Below are 16,101 nucleotides of genomic sequence, written 5' to 3'. Positions count from 1 at the left end.
CCTATCTTTGGCTGTCAGCTTTCCGCACTTCGTGCGGTTTGAATGATGGTTTCTATGCTACCGTTGTCCAGGCTTTCCTGGTTCTCGGTGATATTGGCAACCTTCTTTAAAATAAAGCGGGAAAAACCGCTCAAATTTTCCAGACGAATTCGTCCTCCGCAGGTTCCTGCGAAGCGTGAATGGGCCAGGAGGCGGGGACTGAAGTTGCTGTCCGCATATTCCTTGCCCTTTTCTCCGGTTGCCATAGAAGAGACATAGAGAAGCAATGCTTTCTCGGTGAGTTTGTCCTCATTTCTCTGCCAATAGCGTTTCATTGCACCGGATATGGAACCGGCTCGAATTCCCGCACCCAGAATAACGGTGGAGTAGGGAGAAATGTCAGGTTTGTTTTTCACATCTTCCAGATCCGCTTTAATTCCCGAGCTTCGCAATTCATCCTGAATTCTTAATGCAATCTCTTTGGTCGCTCCGCCGCGACTTGAAAATACTATGAGTACCATTATTCCCCCGTCTCCTTAGCTGCGCCTGTTTCCTTAATATACAGGTATTTATTTCTGAAATACAACGAGATATCGATAAGTACCATTGTACCGTTAAGGGCATAGAAAAAGATTACCGGATCAAAGGAATAAAAAATCTTGTGAAAGATACCGGAAATATAGCCGATGAGCAGGGCGAAGAGAAAAACCACGCTTTTTCCGGCTATTTGCCGGGACTTCCACGACCGGTAGATGGAAAAAGGCCACGCCATGCCGAAACACACCAGCATGATAATTTCGAAAATACTCATATCCATATGAACTCCTGGGATGGTTCTGGTTGGACACCCGGCTTCCCTGGCGGGAATTGGGGGTGTCACTGTTCAATATATTGTATTTTTGTAACTTGTGCCATGGCCTTGTGAGGATTAGACTGAAAGTATGAGAGGAATTCGTGTTATGAAATTTGCCGGGCGCTGGTACCCGGCGGATACCCGATCTCTGAATCGAATTTGGCAGAAGGCCCAGATATCCTCCCGGCTTGAGCGTGAACCGGCGGCGTTGGGCGGCACGGCGGTTGGAGCCGTGCTCCCCCATGCGGGTCTCGTTTACTCTGCCGCCGCTCAGCTTTCGGCACTTCAGCAATTCAGGTTGGAGAACACCCACATAATTCTTATTGCTCCCAGTCATTATCAGCTGCTACAGGGTGAGGAGTTTTTCACCGCAGATATTTCTGCGCTGGAAACCCCCTACGGAAACGTGAACGTCGAGCTGCCCCGGAATCCTGCGGGTATTGTGCGCTATCCCCTTGCTCCCAGGGCATTGGCAGATGAACATGCCGTGGAGCTGCTGCTTCCGGGAATCGCCGCAGTATTGAGCGGCAAGCTTCCGGGAGCCCATTCCACAGGGGAGGGGGGGCTTGCTTCGGCACCCATTGAACCCCTTCTCACCCCCCGTCTTGCATTGAATGACCGGGAAACTGCCCGAAATCAGGTTCTGGAGCTGGGGCGTCAGCTGGATGAGCGAATCAGAGAGGTGGAGGCCCAAGGGCGACGAATCCGTGTATTTATCAGCAGCGATTTCAGCCACTACGGTCCCCGCTTTTCCCATACTCCCCTTGGACGACTGGGGAACCGGGAAACCCGCCGCGGACTCAGGGGCAGGGACCTTTCCGTTGCCGCTGCGGCCGCAGAAGGGAGGTGGGAGGATGCTCTGGAGCAGATGCTGGCCGATCAACCTCCCAGCATCTGCGGTATTGCAGGAATTCTCGCTTTCGCGCGCTTCGCCCAAATCCGTGGCCTGGGGGGAAAACTCTGTGCCTATTACAGTTCGGCGACCCTTTCGGCCCTGGATGCTCAGCTGTCCGGGGAAGAACAGGATGCTCAGCTGTCCGGGGAAGACGGAGCGCATAATCCAATATTTAATCTGAGGGATGAAGATGCTCTGGAGCCGTTTTACGACGGTAGTGAGAACTCCGTCTCCTACTGCAGCGGGGTGTGGTATGAGTCCTGAAAAATCTGCGGCTGGTCTTCCCTCGCCGGATACCCGGCAGAAGCTTCTTCTGCTGGCATACATCCGCCGGGTGCTCCGCCATGATCTGTACGCCGATGATCGGGAGGGGGCTGTTCACGCCCGGCCATGGGGGTTCTCTCCCCAGGAAAAGCGGGTTCTCCGGCCGTTTCTTCCGCTTGAATGCGGTGTATTCGTTACCCTGAAAATTTCCGGCGAGCTGCGGGGCTGCATCGGTCGGATTGTTAGCGACCAACCCCTGGAGCGCAGCCTGGCGGCGGTGAGCCGGAATACGGCGTTCCATGACCGCCGTTTTTCCCCGCTTCAGCCGAGTGAACTCCCTGAATGCGAAATTTCCCTTTCCCTTCTCAGTCCTCCGAAGGCTGCAACGGGGCCGGAAGAGTTTCGGGTGGGTGAACACGGCATTATCATCTCACTTTCCGGCCGTTCTGCGGTGTTTCTGCCGGAGGTTGCCCTTGAACAGGGCTGGAATGCCGAGCATACCCTTCAACGCCTGTGTCTGAAAGCTGGACTGCCTTCGGATGCCTGGCAGGATCCCCGGATGAATTTCCAGCTGTTCTATTCCATTCATATGTCAGAATCCGATCCTGATATCTCCCCGGGGGCACCATCATGACCCGGGAGCAGCTTCAAGATTCGGATCAAGGCCCGGAGATCCGTGGTACTGGCGCACATGAAGAGAAAATTGCCTGTGATTTCTGTGCCTTCCAATGCAGGCTTGCCGACGGGGAGGAAGGCCGATGCGGCGTACGAATCCGCCGGGGCGGGGAAGTTTTCAGCCGTTACCCCATGGAGTTTCTCCCGCCCAGAAGCGAAGCTGTTGAAAAAAAGCCCCTATACCATTTTTACCCGGGAAGCCTCTGTCTCTCTCTGGGGGCCTTCGGCTGCAATTTCCGCTGCAGTTTCTGTCAGAATTATCAGCTGGTGCACAGGGAGTACCGGCATTCCGGCCAGTACCGGGCCTACAGTCCCGAAGAAATCACTTCCCTCTGGGAGGATGCCGGGGAAATACCTGTTGCGTTCACCTACTCAGAACCCGCTGTATGGCAGGATTCCATGTTCGCCGTCTCCAGGAAGGTGAATGGCCGGGGAGGCAGCTGCATTCTGGTGAGTAACGGGTTTTACTCCCCCCAAGCCTGTGGCAGACTTATGGATCAGATCACCGCCTTCAATATCGACCTGAAAGGACCCGGGGAATTCTATTCCCAATACTGCAGAGGCACGCTGAAGCCCGTGTTGGAGAATATTCGGAGAATCGCCCGTTCCCCCGACCATGTTCTGGAGGTTACAACCCTGGTGGTTCAGGAACTTCATAGCAGGCATCAGATCGCAGAGCTCGGAAAGCAGCTGGAAGATGCGGGAGTCAAGGTGTGGCATCTCAGTCTGTTTCATCCCGCCTATAAAATGAACCATATCCCCCCCACCGCTCCTGAATTTGTAACGGATATAATAGATGAATTCCGGCAGCGGGGCGTGATTCCCCATATCTATCTGGGAAATGCCCGGGTGGCGGGATACGTCGATACGCTCTGCTCCGGCTGCGGTGGGGAGCTGATCAGCCGCCGGGGATACTCCGTCCGGTCCCGTGTCGGGATTAGGGGGGGAGGCGGTAGAGATTCGGCCGTTTGCCCGGACTGCGGCACTACCCTCTACGGTATTCACCGATGAGGAAAATGGGCAGCCTGACGGATCCGTGGAACACCAGGCCGGTTGACGCCGGTTTTGAAAAATTGCCGTTGGAAACCCGAAGAAGGGCCGGCGGAACCTCCCGATTCAGCGAAAATTCACGAACGGTGTTCAAGAATCAACGGTTTTTTATCGATACGCTGATATTTATAAATTCTTACACTTTTCTGTTTGCCAGATTCACAATGTCGTCCTATAGTAGAAATATCTGACAAAAACACTCGGTGTTTAACACGGAAAACGGACTGAAATGAACGACGGTTCAATTATGTTCCCGGGTGCATATATGGCGTGTTTCGGCGTCTTTTGAGTTTTTTTCTGGCCGTCGCCGGGCAGAAGTCGTATGCTGAATAGTAGGACATCCCAGCCCGCCGCGGGCCGGTCGGACTCCGGGCGGGTGATATTGGTAAGGAGTACGTCTTGATACATGAATTTGATGCGGTAATTATTGGTGCCGGCGGATCGGGGTTGTATGCTGCGCTGGAAGCAAGCAAGTCTTCCAAAACAGCGGTGATTTCCAAGCTCTATCCATCCAGAAGTCATACTGGTGCCGCCCAGGGCGGTATCGGTGCGGCCCTGGGGAACTATGAAGAAGACAAACCCGAGTGGCACGCCTTCGACACGGTCAAAGGGGGAGATTATCTGGTGGACCAGAAAGCCGCCATGATTCTTGCCGAAGAAGCCGTGCATGCGGTGTACGATCTGGAAAACAAGGGGCTTCCGTTTTCCAGAACACCCGAAGGAAAGATTGGTCAGCGGCGCTTCGGCGGTCACACCAGAAATTTCGGAGAGGCTGCGGTTCGCCGGTCCTGTTACGCGGCGGACAGAACAGGTCACATGATTCTTCAGACCCTGTATCAGCAGTGTATTAAGAATGATGTGTCGTTTTTCGATGAGTTTCAAGCCGTGGAACTGATTATGGACGGAAACAAAGTGGCGGGGATTGTAGCCCTTGAACTGAAAACCGGAGAAATCCATATTTTCCGATCCAAAGCGGTAATGTTCGCCACAGGCGGCTTCGGCCGGATGTTCAAGACCACTTCCAATGCCCTGGCTAATACCGGTGACGGACCTGCCCTGGTAGCCCGTGCGGGAATTCCTCTCATGGACATGGAGTTTTTCCAGTTTCATCCCACCGGAATTTATAAGATGGGAATTCTCATAACTGAGGGTGTTCGGGGGGAAGGAGGAATCCTTCGTAATTCCAAGGGCGAACGTTTCATGGAGAAATACGCTCCAACCCTGCTGGATTTGGCTCCCAGAGACATGGTCAGTCGGGCCATTATGACCGAAATTGCCGAAGGCAAGGGAATCCGGGGCGACCGGGGCATTGATGATTATGTCTATCTGGATGCCACCCACCTTGGTCGGGAAGTAGTGGAAGAGCGAATCCCGGATATTGCCGATTTCTGCCGAACCTATCTGGATGTGGATCCGGCGGAGAAACCCATGCCGGTTCAACCCACAGCACACTATGCCATGGGGGGAATCCCCACCAACGTACACGGGCAGGTTACCACCGGCTCCCAGCTCTATGAGGGGCTGTACGCCGCCGGAGAGGCCGCCTGTGTGAGCGTTCATGGAGCTAACCGGCTGGGAACCAACAGTCTGGTTGACCTGGTGGTGTTTGGACGGCGCGCCGGACAGCACATCGCGGAGTATGTGAAAGGCGCCGATATGCCAGCTCTGCCTTCGGGTGCCGGCGATGCCTTCCGGGAAAAACTCGCCCGCCTGAAAGACGGCAAGAAGGGTGCCCACCCGGGTCCGATTTTCACCGATATGCAGGAAAGCATGATGAAAAACGTCGGGGTGTACCGCACAGAAGATGAAATGGCTCAGGCGGTGAAGGATGTGCAGTCCCTGAGGGACCGCTGCCATGAACTCCGGGTGGAAGATCCTGCCGCTGAGTTCAACTCGGACATTCTCGGCATCCTTGAGCTGGAAAATCTGTTGGATATCAGCCTCATAACGGCCGAAAGCGCCTTGAACCGAAGAGAGAGCCGGGGGGCACACAGCCGGAAAGATTTTCCCGACCGGGATGACAAGCAGTGGCTGAAACATACCCTGGCGGGGATTGAGGGCGACAGGGTGAAGATCGATTACAAGGAAGTGGATACCAGCATCTGGGAACCCAAGCCCCGGAAATACTAGGAATAGAGAAAAACCGGAGGATACAGAGCATGAAAATAACATTGGAAATACAGCGATTTAATCCGGGGCAGGATTCGGCCCCCTTCTTTCAAAAGTATGATGTGGAGGTGAATCCCACCGATCGGGTTCTGGATGCCATTATCGATGTAAAGCGGAACCAGGACGGTTCCCTGGGCTTCCGGCGCAGCTGCGCCCACGGGGTGTGCGGTTCGGATGCCATGATCATCAACGGCAAAGAAGGTCTGGCCTGCAAAACCCTGGTGCAGGATGTTGCTTCCGGAGACGGGGATGTGGTGAAGCTCATTCCTTTAAATCATCAGACAATACAGCGGGACCTGATGGTGGATCAGACCGATTTTTTCAAAAAGTACCGGGATGTAAAGCCCTTCTTTATTCCCGCCGTGGATGACCTGCAGGGCGAAGCGGAGCAGCCCCAGACGGTGGAAGAACGTGACGCATTCGATGATCCCACCAAGTGCATCCTCTGCTCCGCATGCTATTCGGCCTGCCCGGTGCTGGATAAAAAACCCGATTTTATCGGACCCGCCGCCATTGTACAGGCGGCCCGCTTTGTGAACGACAGCAGAGACCAAGGACTGGAGCCCCGGCTTTCAGTTCTGGACAGTCCTGAAGGTGTGTGGCCCTGCGAAAACAACTTCAAATGCACCGAAGTCTGCCCCCGGGAAATCCCGATTACCAAACTGATCAACCAGACGAAACGCCAGATTAAGGCGTACCGTAAAGAGCGGGGTGAGAGCATCAACGATGACGGCCAGGATGCTGCTCAAAAAGCTGCCCGGAAGGCCGCCAGGGAAAAATCAAACTAAGAACATGGAAATACGGGGCTGTCTGATTCCCAACTCAGACAGCCCTCTTTTCAATACACATTTTGGAGAGCTGAATGAACATACATGAGTATCAGGGAAAAGAATTGTTTCAGTCTTACGGCATAGACGTGGGACCCCAGTATCTTGCCACAACTGCGGCGGAAGCCAGAGCGGCATATGAGAAACTGGGGGGCACTGTGGTGGTGAAAGCCCAGGTTCTGGTAGGCGGCCGGGGAAAAGCCGGCGGTGTGAAAGTTGCAAAGAGTGCCGATGAGACCGAGGCCAGGGCAAAGGATATTCTGGGGCTGGACATTAAGGGGCTGAAGGTTGAGAAGGTTCTCATTGTCCCCGCATCGGATATTAAAAAAGAGTTTTACATGGGTCTGACCATGGACCGCTTCAACAAATATCTGGTGTTGATGATGAGCGCGGAAGGCGGGGTTGAGATTGAGCAGCTTGCGGTTGATCGCCCGGATGCCATTAAGAAATTTCCTATATATCCCGCCCGGGGAATTGACTGGAAGGCTTTGAATCCTGTGCTGAAGGAAGTGTTCGGAACTGATGATCTGGCAAAGCAGGCCGGTGAACATGTTGAAAAACTGTTTCAGATCTATATGGAGAAAGACTGTACCCTTGTGGAGATCAATCCTTTTGCCATTGTGGACGACGGCAGGCTGATGGCCCTGGATGCCAAGGTGAACTTCGATGACAACGGTCTGTTCAAGCATTCAGATATTGAACAGATGCGTAACCCCGAGGAGAACAGCCAGGATGAGCTGGACGCCAAGGCTGCTGGCTTGAGCTTCGTGAGCATGGACGGGAATATCGGGTGCATCGTGAACGGTGCCGGCCTGGCCATGGCAACCATGGACATTATCAAGCTTTTCGGCGGCGAGCCTGCGAACTTTCTGGATGTGGGAGGCAGCTCCAATCCCAATAAAATGGTAAGCGCCATTAAAATTATCCTGAACAACCCCAAGGTGGATGCCATACTTATCAATATTTTCGGTGGTATTACCCGCTGTGACGATATTGCCAACGGTCTGCTGATGGCAATGAAAGAGGTGGATATTAAGGTGCCCCTGGTGATCAGGCTGATCGGGACCAACGATGAAGAGGGACGGAAAATTTTACAGGATGCGGGTCTGAAGGCATCCACCGACCTTAACGAAGCGGTGAAGAGTGTGGTCGCCGCCATATAATCCGGCATTCAGCCATGGAGGAATATATTAATGAGCATACTGATACATGAAAAAACAAACGTACTGGTACAGGGCATCACCGGAAGGGACGGAAGCTTTCATGCCCGAACCATGCTGAAGGACGGCACCAATATTGTTGCGGGGGTCACTCCGGGTAAGGGCGGTCAGGAGATGGACGGAGTGCCGGTGTACAACAGTGTGGCCGATGCCAAGGCTGCCAAAAAAATTGATGCAACGGTGATCTTCGTGCCCCCGAAATTCGCGAATGCGGCTGTGCGTGAAGCTGCGGATAACGGGATCCCCCTTATTATATGCATTACCGAAGGTGTTCCGGTGAACGAGATGCTGGATACCTATCATTATGTGAAAGAGAAAGGACTCACACTTATCGGACCCAACTGTCCCGGTGTGATCAGTCCGGGTAAATCCAAAATTGGAATCATGCCCCTGAAAATCCACAAGGAAGGCAGGATCGGGGTGATCAGCCGCAGCGGTACCCTCACGTATGAAGTGGTTCATGCTCTTACCACCAACGGTATGGGGCAGTCCACGTGTGTGGGCATCGGCGGCGACCCGGTTGTGGGATCCAGTTTTATTGATCTTCTCAAGCTCTTTAATGAGGATCCGGACACCGATGCAGTGGTGATGATCGGAGAAATCGGGGGAGAAGACGAGGAAGCGGCGGCGGATTTCATTAAATCCAATATGAAAAAACCCGTTGCAGGGTTTATTTCCGGCCGAACCGCTCCTCCGGGGAAGCGGATGGGACATGCCGGAGCGATCATCTCAGGGGGGAAGGGAACTCCGGATGCCAAGGTGAAGGCCCTTGAAGATGCAGGTGTAAAGGTTGCAAATACCCCCAGTGAAATACCCGGGATTCTGAAGGAAAAACTGGCCTGAGCGGCCTGCGGCCGCCGGAGACGGGTGTAACTGAGGCCGGAACGGGGATGTCCTCCTGCGTATCCGGCCGCACCCCTCCAAAAACAGGGATGGCAGTATGATTGGAAACTATCTACATCTGAGCGACGCTGATTTCATCGATGAGCTGTATCGTGAATGGCAGGAAGATCCCGATTCGGTGGATGAACACTGGAGAGGATACTTTCAGCGTCTGCACAACGGTCAGTTGGATGCGGCTCTGGAAGGTGAAGGCTTCCCCGATACCCGGGAGAACCATAGCAGCGGACCCGTTGCAGGTGCCGGGGAGCCGGCAATTCTGAGTCCCGAGAATCCGGATACCGGCGCCCGGGGGCTTACAAGCTCCGGGGTGAAAACGCCCCTTCCTCTCAGCCGCAACAGTCAGGCATATAAGCAGTCCCGGGTAAACGCCATGATCTGGGCATACCGGGACATCGGCTATCTCTACGCAGAACTCAATCCACTGAAAGGATACATTACCCCGGATCTGTGGTACATGATGTTTTCCATCGAGGGAACCTATGAGACCCTCACCCTGGAGGAGTTCGGGCTTTCTGAAGAAGATCTGGATACTCCGTTTCTCACCGGGCGTTTTATGCCCGAAGAGAGCCTGCCCCTCAGAGAAATTGTTGAGCGCCTGCGCAGAACCTACTGCGGTACTGTGGGCTCTGAAATTTTGCACATACAGAATAAGGCTGTGCGTAATTGGCTTTTAAAACGCCTTGAAGGTGAGAAAGCACGCTCCCCCTGGGGAAACAGGGAAAAAATGCAGTTTCAGCAGGATCTGATCAAGGCCGAGGAATTTGAACGATTTATCCACTCAAACTTCATCGGGCAAAAGCGTTTCTCCCTGGAAGGAGGGGAGGTGCTTATCCCAGCCCTCCATTATCTTTTTGACCACATGCTTGATTACGGAGTTGAAGAAACCGTTCTTGGAATGGCCCATCGGGGCCGGTTGAATGTGTTTGTAAATGCCATGGGAAAGCCGGCAAAAGATATATTTGCCAGGTTTGTGGATAATTATGTGCCCCATACCTACGGGGGAAGCGGAGATGTGAAATATCATCTCGGATTTTCAGCAGATTACCGACGGGAAGATCGTGAAGAGTGCCTCCACATTGGTCTTGTTGCCAACCCCAGTCATTTGGAAGCGGTGAACCCGGTGGTGGAAGGAAAAACCCGGGGCGTACAGCGCCGGAGGAAGGATCGGCACCGGAAAAAGGTGATTCCCGTTCTCATTCACGGTGATTCGGCATTTTCCGGACAGGGAGTGGTCTCCGAGACTCTGAATCTATCCCAGCTGAAGGGCTACAAGACCGGCGGAACCATTCATATTATTGTAAATAATCAGATCGGGTTTACCACCGCAAGCCGGGACAGCCGATCCACGTTTTTTGCCACGGACATCGCCCGGTCCATTTCCATACCGGTGTTCCATGCAAATAGCGACGACCCTGAAGGGGTTGTGTGGGCCATGGATCTGGCGTTGAAATTCCGACAGAAATTCGGTCAGGACGTGATAGTAGATATTATCTGCTACCGCCGTCTCGGTCATAACGAGGCGGATGAGCCCAGTTTTAGCCATCCCAAGATGTATAACCAGATTAAAAGTCATAAAACCGGCCGGGAACTGTACGCAGATACTCTGGATGATCAGGGAGTCTGGAAGCTGGCTGATCAGAAAGAGTACGCCGGCCAATATGTAGGCGAATTGAAGCAGCATCTCGAGGAAGCCCGGGACGGTTTCGAACCCCGCATGGATGACGCCTACCAGGGTGCAGTATGGAAGGATTTTCGGCGTACATACAGCCATGCTCCGGTTCCCACCGGGGTGGAACGGAAGGTGTTGGACAAAATCGCCGAAACATTGGTCACACTTCCGGAGAACTTCCATGTACACCCCAAGCTGCAACGCTTCACCAAGGGACGCAGGAAGCAATATTTCGAAGATGATAACATAGACTGGGCGTTCGCCGAGAGTCTTGCATTCGGCTCCCTTCTGCTTGAAGATCACTCCATTCGTCTCAGCGGAGAAGACTGCCGAAGGGGAACATTTTCACAGCGCCATGCAGTATGGTGGGATGTGGAGAGTTCCGAACCCAAGTCGTATGTACCTCTGAGATTTATGGAGGACAATCAGGGCTGGTTTTCGGTGTACGACAGTCCGTTAAGTGAATTCGCAGTTTTGGGGTTTGATTACGGGTACAGCCTGGCCATGCCCAACGATTTAATTCTCTGGGAAGGGCAGTTCGGCGATTTTGTGAACGGTGCCCAGGTAATTATCGATCAATTTATTGCTGCGGCTGAAACCAAATGGTTCCGCTCTTCGGGACTGGTGATGCTTCTACCCCACGGATACGAAGGGCAGGGCCCTGAGCATTCCAGTGCGTTTTATGAGCGTTTCTTAAGTCTATGCTCAGACCAGAATATGCAGGTTGTGAACGCAACCACTCCCGCGCAGTATTTCCATGTGCTTCGCCGGCAGATGAAGCAGGATTACCGGAAACCTCTGATTATTATGAGTCCTAAAAGCCTTCTGCGCTCAAAGGATTGTGCCAGCACTATTGAAGAACTGGAAAACGGGCATTTCCAGACAGTGATGGATGATGATGTTGATAAACAGAACGTCCGTAAGGTGATCCTCTGCAGCGGTAAGGTATTCTACGACCTGGCAGCAGAACGGGAAAAGCGGAATGGGGCTGAAACGGCAATAATCCGACTGGAACAGCCCTATCCTTTCCCGGCTGAACGATTGAGCGAAGTCATCTCTTCCTATTCCAAAGCTGAACGTTTTCTGTGGGTTCAGGAAGAAACAGAGAATCGGGGAGCCTGGCAGTTCGTTCATTACCGTCAGGACCGATTTATGCCCGGGAACAGCCGCCTTGAATATGTTGGACGCAAGGCATCTCCAAGTCCGGCAACCGGAAGTCATAAACAGCATGTGCAGGAACTGGCGGATATAATGGAAGCCGCATTTTCGTGAGTGAAAGTGTTGCAAGGCGCCATGGTTGGAAGGCCGCTGTATTGAATATATGAAAGGTGCATTTGAAGCGAAACAGACCCAGGAGTTGATTGCATGATTGAAATTGTTGTTCCCAATGTTGGTGAATCGGTAAGTTCGGGAATTATTGCAACATGGTTGAAAAAAGACGGTGAGGCTGTGGAAGAGGGCGATAACCTTTTTGAGCTGGAAACCGACAAAGCGACCATGGAAGTTCCCGCCACCGCATCCGGAGTTCTTCATATTGACGCCCAGGAGGGAAGTGAGGTGGATGTGGGCTCAGCCGTGGGCCGCATTGATGAAAATGCAGCAGCCCCGGCTCAGTCTTCCGGGGATGATGCCCCGGTGTCTATAGAAGATTCTAAAGGGGAATCCGAAGGGAAATCTAAAGGGAAACCTGAATCCAAGTCTGAAGAAAGCTCCGGCGCAACATCAACTCAGGGTTCCGCCGGAACTGGGTCCGGAAAACCGGCGCCGGAACAGAAGAATGCACAGAAAACGTCCGACGGACCGAAGAAATCCGGGGCCGGGCAGAGACAGGCCGATACCACAAAGCAACAGGGTCCGGCAAAAAAGCAGCGCAGTCTTGATGATCTATCCCCCGCGGTTCGGAGACTGGTTGCGGAACTGGATCTGGATCCTTCGGATATTCCCGGAAGCGGCCCCGATAAGCGTGTGCTGAAAGAGGACATCCAGCGCTATGTAAAGCAGGGTGCCGGCTCCGGCGGTTCCGATGCCAAGTCCTCCTCCAGGAGCGCTCCCCTTCATGGAGATATTGATCCCCAGAGACAGGAGCGGGTTCCCATGACCAATCTTCGCAAGCGAATTTCAGAGCGTCTGGTTGAAAGCAAACAAACTGCGGCCCATCTTACCACCTTTAATGAAGTGGATATGAAGGCGGTTATGGATATCCGGAAAGAGTACAAAGAAAGCTTTGAAAAAAAACACGGTGTCCGACTGGGATTCATGAGCTTTTTCCTGAAAGCTGCTGTGAAGGCTCTGAAAGAATATCCCCAGGTGAATGCATTTGTTGACGGAACCGATATTATCTACAACAAGTTTTTTGATATCGGTGTGGCCCTATCCTCGGAGCGGGGATTAATGACCCCTGTGGTCCGGGACTGCGAGTCCAAGGGCTTCGCAGAGATCGAGTCCATTATTCTTGACTTCATCCAGCGGGCCCAAAAAAAGAAGATTATGCCCGACGAGCTTATGGGGGGAACGTTTACCATTTCCAACGGCGGAGTGTTCGGTTCCATGCTCTCAACCCCCATTCCCAACCCTCCCCAGACTGCAGTTCTTGGAATGCATACCATTCAGCAGCGGCCTGTGGTCCGGGATGGAGAAATTGTCATTCGTCCGATGATGTATCTTGCATTGACCTATGATCACAGGATTCTGGATGGTAGAGAGGCCATAGGGTTCCTGAAAACCATCAAAGAAGCTGTGGAGGACCCGAACAGCCTGCTTCTCGATGTATGAGTCCGGGTGAAAAGGGAGAGACCGATATGAGCGAAAATACAATTTATGACCTGGCAGTAATCGGTGCCGGACCCGGCGGCTATGTGGCGGCCATTCGCGCAGCACAGCTGGATATGAAGGTGGCGATAATCGAACAAATGGAAAGCCCCGGAGGTACCTGTCTGAATGTGGGGTGCATTCCATCTAAAGCCATGCTCGATTCAAGCAATCGCTATCATGAGGTGGAGCAAATCCTGCCTGAACACGGAATCCAGGCAAAAGCGGTAACCCTGGATCTGGAGAAGATGCTTGAAAGAAAGCAGGCGGTGGTGAAGAAGCTCACCGGAGGCGTTGATTCCCTTATCAAGGGAAATAAAATTGCCAGGATTGAGGGACGGGGAGTTTTGAATCAGCCGGGCTCATCCGATATTCATACCATTCAGGTATACGATCATGATGAACGGCAATGGGAGCGCAGCAGCGGAGGATTGAACCAGTATCCTCCAGCGGAAAATCCCCGGGAAAGCAAGACCCAACCCAGAGAAGAGATTAAAGCCTCCAGGGTACTGTTGGCAACCGGCAGTGTGCCGGTAGAGCTTCCCTTCATGCCCTTTGACGGAGGGCAAATTCTCTCTTCCACCGGTGCATTGAGCCTGACTGACGTTCCCAAAAGTATGGCGATAATCGGGGCAGGGGCAATTGGATTGGAGATGGCTTCGGTGTGGGCATCTCTGGGTTCCAAGGTCACCGTAATAGAAATGATGGATCAGATTCTTCCCGGTTGGGACAGTCAACTCGCCAGAACCCTAATGCGGGATCTGAAGAAATTGGGTATTGAGTTTATTTTGAAGAACTCGGTCACCAAGGCGAAACAACTGAAAAGCTCGGTGAAGTTGACCCTGGAGAACGACCCTGGAGAAGTAAAAGCGGAAAAAGTGCTGGTAGCAGTGGGGCGCAGGCCCGCGCTTGAGTCCGCAGGGATCCGGGAAGCCGGAATCGGGCTTGACGATGACGGTCGGAGAATTGCCGTGGATGAGGATTATCAGACCAGTATTCCCGGGGTGTACGCCATCGGGGACCTGATTCACGGCCCAATGCTGGCGCATAAAGCGGAAGAAGACGGGGTTACTGCAGTGGAACGGATGGCTGGAATCCCGGCTCACTTCGACTATGCCGTCATTCCCGGAGTGGTGTACACCCATCCGGAGGGCGCCACAGTAGGAGTCCATGAAGATGAGTTGAAAAAAGCAGGAACCGAATACGCCAAGGGAGTATTCCCCATTCCGGCAAACGGACGCGCTTTGGCAATGGGGGTTGACAGCGGGTTTGTAAAAATCCTGGCGGATGCAAAAACCGACAGGATTCTGGGTGCTCAGATTCTCAGTCCCTGGGCAAGCGATCTCATCAGTGAAGTGGTGAGCGTTATGGAAATGAAAGGGAGCAGCGAAGATATTGCGAGAATCGTGCATGCCCATCCCACACTGCCCGAAGCCGTAAAGGAAGCTGCGCTGGCGGTAAAAAACCGCAGCATTCACAGTCTGCGTTAAGCCGGACTGTTTCATCCAATCGGAGCATCCCGGAGGATGGAAGACTGAAAACACATATGGAGGATTTGAATGACGAAAGTTGAGTACTCAAAAGGGCTGGAAGGTGTTGTTGCCGCAGAAAGTTCCATTTGCCGGATCGACGGACAGGCAGGTGAGTTGTATTACCGTGGATATCCTATTTCCGAGCTTGCCCGTAAAGCATCTTTCGAAGAGGTAATTTACCTTCTGCTGTATGGAGATCTTCCAACAAAGTCCGAGTATGAAGGGTTTCACCTGAGGGTGAGAACCCAGCGGGACATTAAGCCTGAGATTCTTGATATGGTGAAGGGCTTCCCCCGGGATACCCACCCCATGGAACTTCTCCAGTCAAGCATTGCCTATCTCAGTTCCTACATCGATCACAAAATCCATCACGGCCCGAATTGCCATTGCACCAGCACCCTTCATCAGGTGACCCAACTGGCGACTGTGGTTGCCGCCTTTCATCGGATAAAAAACGGCAAAGAATACGTTCCACCCAGAAAAGATCTGAGTTTCGGAGCCAATTTTTTGTATATGCTGAAGGGGGAGGAACCTAGCAAACTAGACGGCCAAATAATGGATGCGGCGTTTATTCTTCACGCCGAACATCATTTCAATGCTTCCACTTTCACTGCCAGGGTTGTTGCATCCACCAAATCAACCTGCTACAGCAGCATATCTGCGGCCATCGGGGCACTCTACGGAAGCCTTCACGGGGGCGCAAATGAACGGGTGATGAATATGGTTCATGAAGTGGGTTCACCGGACAATGCAAGGGCATGGGTGGAAAACGCCCTGAAAGAAAAACAGAAAATTATGGGAATGGGACACAGGGTGTATCGTGCCAAGGATCCCCGTGCGGTGATTATGGAAGAGTTTCTGGAGACCCTCTCCAAAGAGAAGGGGGACGACAGCTCTTTCCGGATATTGAAAACCATTGAAGAAGTTGTGGGGGATCACATGAAAAAGAAGGGCAAGGACGTATACCCCAACGTGGATTTCTTTTCCGGTGCGGTGTACGATCTTCTGGGGATCCCGAAAACCCTCTTTACCCCCATATTTGCCTCCTCACGGGTAGCCGGCTGGCTTGCGCATATACTGGAGCAGCGGGAAGATAACAGGATCTACCGGCCCACTGCAATTTACACCGGACCCGAGGGGAAACGTGTGAAGCCTCTGGAAGAACGGGCCTGAAAGGTAGGTCGTTAGGCTGCAGGGGTGGAATTGAAGCAGCGGGACTGGGGCATGCGGCTGGGGGGAATTCCTCCAGATCCCGGA

The 16,101-nt window shown here is 53.0% G+C and carries 13 protein-coding genes; 11 read left to right on the top strand and 2 right to left on the bottom strand.

The window, feature by feature from the left end; translation table 11 throughout:
- Positions 1-14 precede the first annotated feature (14 nt).
- Together AC52PS_RS05595 and AC52PS_RS05590 are read right to left on the bottom strand one after the other, a co-directional pair.
- Positions 15-500: a flavodoxin domain-containing protein gene (locus tag AC52PS_RS05595; RefSeq protein WP_495562058.1), complete on the bottom strand. Its 486-nt coding sequence runs from the start codon at positions 498-500 to the stop codon at positions 15-17.
- A complete protein-coding gene (locus AC52PS_RS05590) occupies positions 500-796 on the bottom strand; it encodes a hypothetical protein (RefSeq protein WP_495562057.1) in 297 nt (98 codons plus the stop codon). The genes AC52PS_RS05595 and AC52PS_RS05590 overlap by 1 nt, the downstream gene beginning before the upstream one ends.
- 124 nt (positions 797-920) lie before the next feature.
- Here AC52PS_RS05590 and amrB point away from each other — a divergent pair, with 124 nt between their 5' ends.
- From amrB to AC52PS_RS05535, 11 genes are all read left to right on the top strand, one after another.
- Complete coding sequence (amrB, locus tag AC52PS_RS05585; protein ID WP_495562056.1) at positions 921-1,991, top strand: AmmeMemoRadiSam system protein B; 1,071 nt, start codon at positions 921-923, stop codon at positions 1,989-1,991.
- Positions 1,981-2,625: an AmmeMemoRadiSam system protein A gene (amrA, locus tag AC52PS_RS05580; RefSeq protein WP_495562055.1), complete on the top strand. Its 645-nt coding sequence runs from the start codon at positions 1,981-1,983 to the stop codon at positions 2,623-2,625. The genes amrB and amrA overlap by 11 nt, the downstream gene beginning before the upstream one ends.
- A complete protein-coding gene (locus tag AC52PS_RS05575; protein WP_495562054.1) occupies positions 2,622-3,677 on the top strand; it encodes a radical SAM protein in 1,056 nt (351 codons plus the stop codon). Before amrA ends, AC52PS_RS05575 begins: the two co-directional genes overlap by 4 nt.
- A gap of 438 nt (positions 3,678-4,115) precedes the next feature.
- Complete coding sequence (gene sdhA / locus AC52PS_RS05570) at positions 4,116-5,846, top strand: succinate dehydrogenase flavoprotein subunit (protein WP_495562053.1); 1,731 nt, start codon at positions 4,116-4,118, stop codon at positions 5,844-5,846.
- Positions 5,847-5,875: 29 nt separating this feature from the next.
- Positions 5,876-6,673, top strand: coding sequence for a succinate dehydrogenase/fumarate reductase iron-sulfur subunit (locus AC52PS_RS05565; protein WP_495562052.1), 798 nt, complete (start codon positions 5,876-5,878; stop codon positions 6,671-6,673).
- Positions 6,674-6,747: 74 nt separating this feature from the next.
- Positions 6,748-7,875, top strand: coding sequence for an ADP-forming succinate--CoA ligase subunit beta (gene sucC / locus AC52PS_RS05560; protein ID WP_495562051.1), 1,128 nt, complete (start codon positions 6,748-6,750; stop codon positions 7,873-7,875).
- A 30-nt stretch (positions 7,876-7,905) separates the two neighbouring features.
- Positions 7,906-8,775 carry a succinate--CoA ligase subunit alpha gene (sucD, locus tag AC52PS_RS05555; RefSeq protein WP_495562050.1) on the top strand — a complete coding sequence of 290 codons (870 nt, stop codon included), beginning with the start codon at positions 7,906-7,908 and terminating at the stop codon, positions 8,773-8,775.
- Positions 8,776-8,872: 97 nt separating this feature from the next.
- Positions 8,873-11,776 carry a 2-oxoglutarate dehydrogenase E1 component gene (locus AC52PS_RS05550; protein WP_495562049.1) on the top strand — a complete coding sequence of 968 codons (2,904 nt, stop codon included), beginning with the start codon at positions 8,873-8,875 and terminating at the stop codon, positions 11,774-11,776.
- A gap of 93 nt (positions 11,777-11,869) precedes the next feature.
- On the top strand, positions 11,870-13,276 hold the full coding sequence (gene odhB / locus AC52PS_RS05545; protein WP_495562048.1) for a 2-oxoglutarate dehydrogenase complex dihydrolipoyllysine-residue succinyltransferase: 1,407 nt from the start codon (positions 11,870-11,872) through the stop codon (positions 13,274-13,276).
- Between the two features lie 26 nt (positions 13,277-13,302).
- Complete coding sequence (gene lpdA / locus AC52PS_RS05540) at positions 13,303-14,802, top strand: dihydrolipoyl dehydrogenase (RefSeq protein ID WP_495562047.1); 1,500 nt, start codon at positions 13,303-13,305, stop codon at positions 14,800-14,802.
- A gap of 69 nt (positions 14,803-14,871) precedes the next feature.
- Entirely contained in the window at positions 14,872-16,017 is a 1,146-nt protein-coding gene (locus tag AC52PS_RS05535; RefSeq protein WP_495562046.1) for a citrate/2-methylcitrate synthase, read from the top strand.
- The last annotated feature ends 84 nt before the right edge of the window (positions 16,018-16,101 follow it).

Source organism: Salinispira sp. (assembly GCF_059431795.1).
The sequence above is the reverse complement of the archived record's forward strand: the minus strand, read 5'-3'. Positions and strand labels throughout refer to the sequence as shown.

Coding starts and splice junctions, on each gene's coding strand:
- odhB (WP_495562048.1), top strand. CDS start 11,870: ATGATTGAAATTGTTGTTCCCAATGTTGGTGAATCGGTAAGTTCGGGA.
- AC52PS_RS05575 (WP_495562054.1), top strand. CDS start 2,622: ATGACCCGGGAGCAGCTTCAAGATTCGGATCAAGGCCCGGAGATCCGT.
- sucC (WP_495562051.1), top strand. CDS start 6,748: ATGAACATACATGAGTATCAGGGAAAAGAATTGTTTCAGTCTTACGGC.
- sucD (WP_495562050.1), top strand. CDS start 7,906: ATGAGCATACTGATACATGAAAAAACAAACGTACTGGTACAGGGCATC.
- AC52PS_RS05590 (WP_495562057.1), bottom strand. CDS start 796: ATGGATATGAGTATTTTCGAAATTATCATGCTGGTGTGTTTCGGCATG.
- AC52PS_RS05565 (WP_495562052.1), top strand. CDS start 5,876: ATGAAAATAACATTGGAAATACAGCGATTTAATCCGGGGCAGGATTCG.
- lpdA (WP_495562047.1), top strand. CDS start 13,303: ATGAGCGAAAATACAATTTATGACCTGGCAGTAATCGGTGCCGGACCC.
- amrB (WP_495562056.1), top strand. CDS start 921: ATGAGAGGAATTCGTGTTATGAAATTTGCCGGGCGCTGGTACCCGGCG.
- AC52PS_RS05550 (WP_495562049.1), top strand. CDS start 8,873: ATGATTGGAAACTATCTACATCTGAGCGACGCTGATTTCATCGATGAG.
- AC52PS_RS05535 (WP_495562046.1), top strand. CDS start 14,872: ATGACGAAAGTTGAGTACTCAAAAGGGCTGGAAGGTGTTGTTGCCGCA.
- AC52PS_RS05595 (WP_495562058.1), bottom strand. CDS start 500: ATGGTACTCATAGTATTTTCAAGTCGCGGCGGAGCGACCAAAGAGATT.
- amrA (WP_495562055.1), top strand. CDS start 1,981: ATGAGTCCTGAAAAATCTGCGGCTGGTCTTCCCTCGCCGGATACCCGG.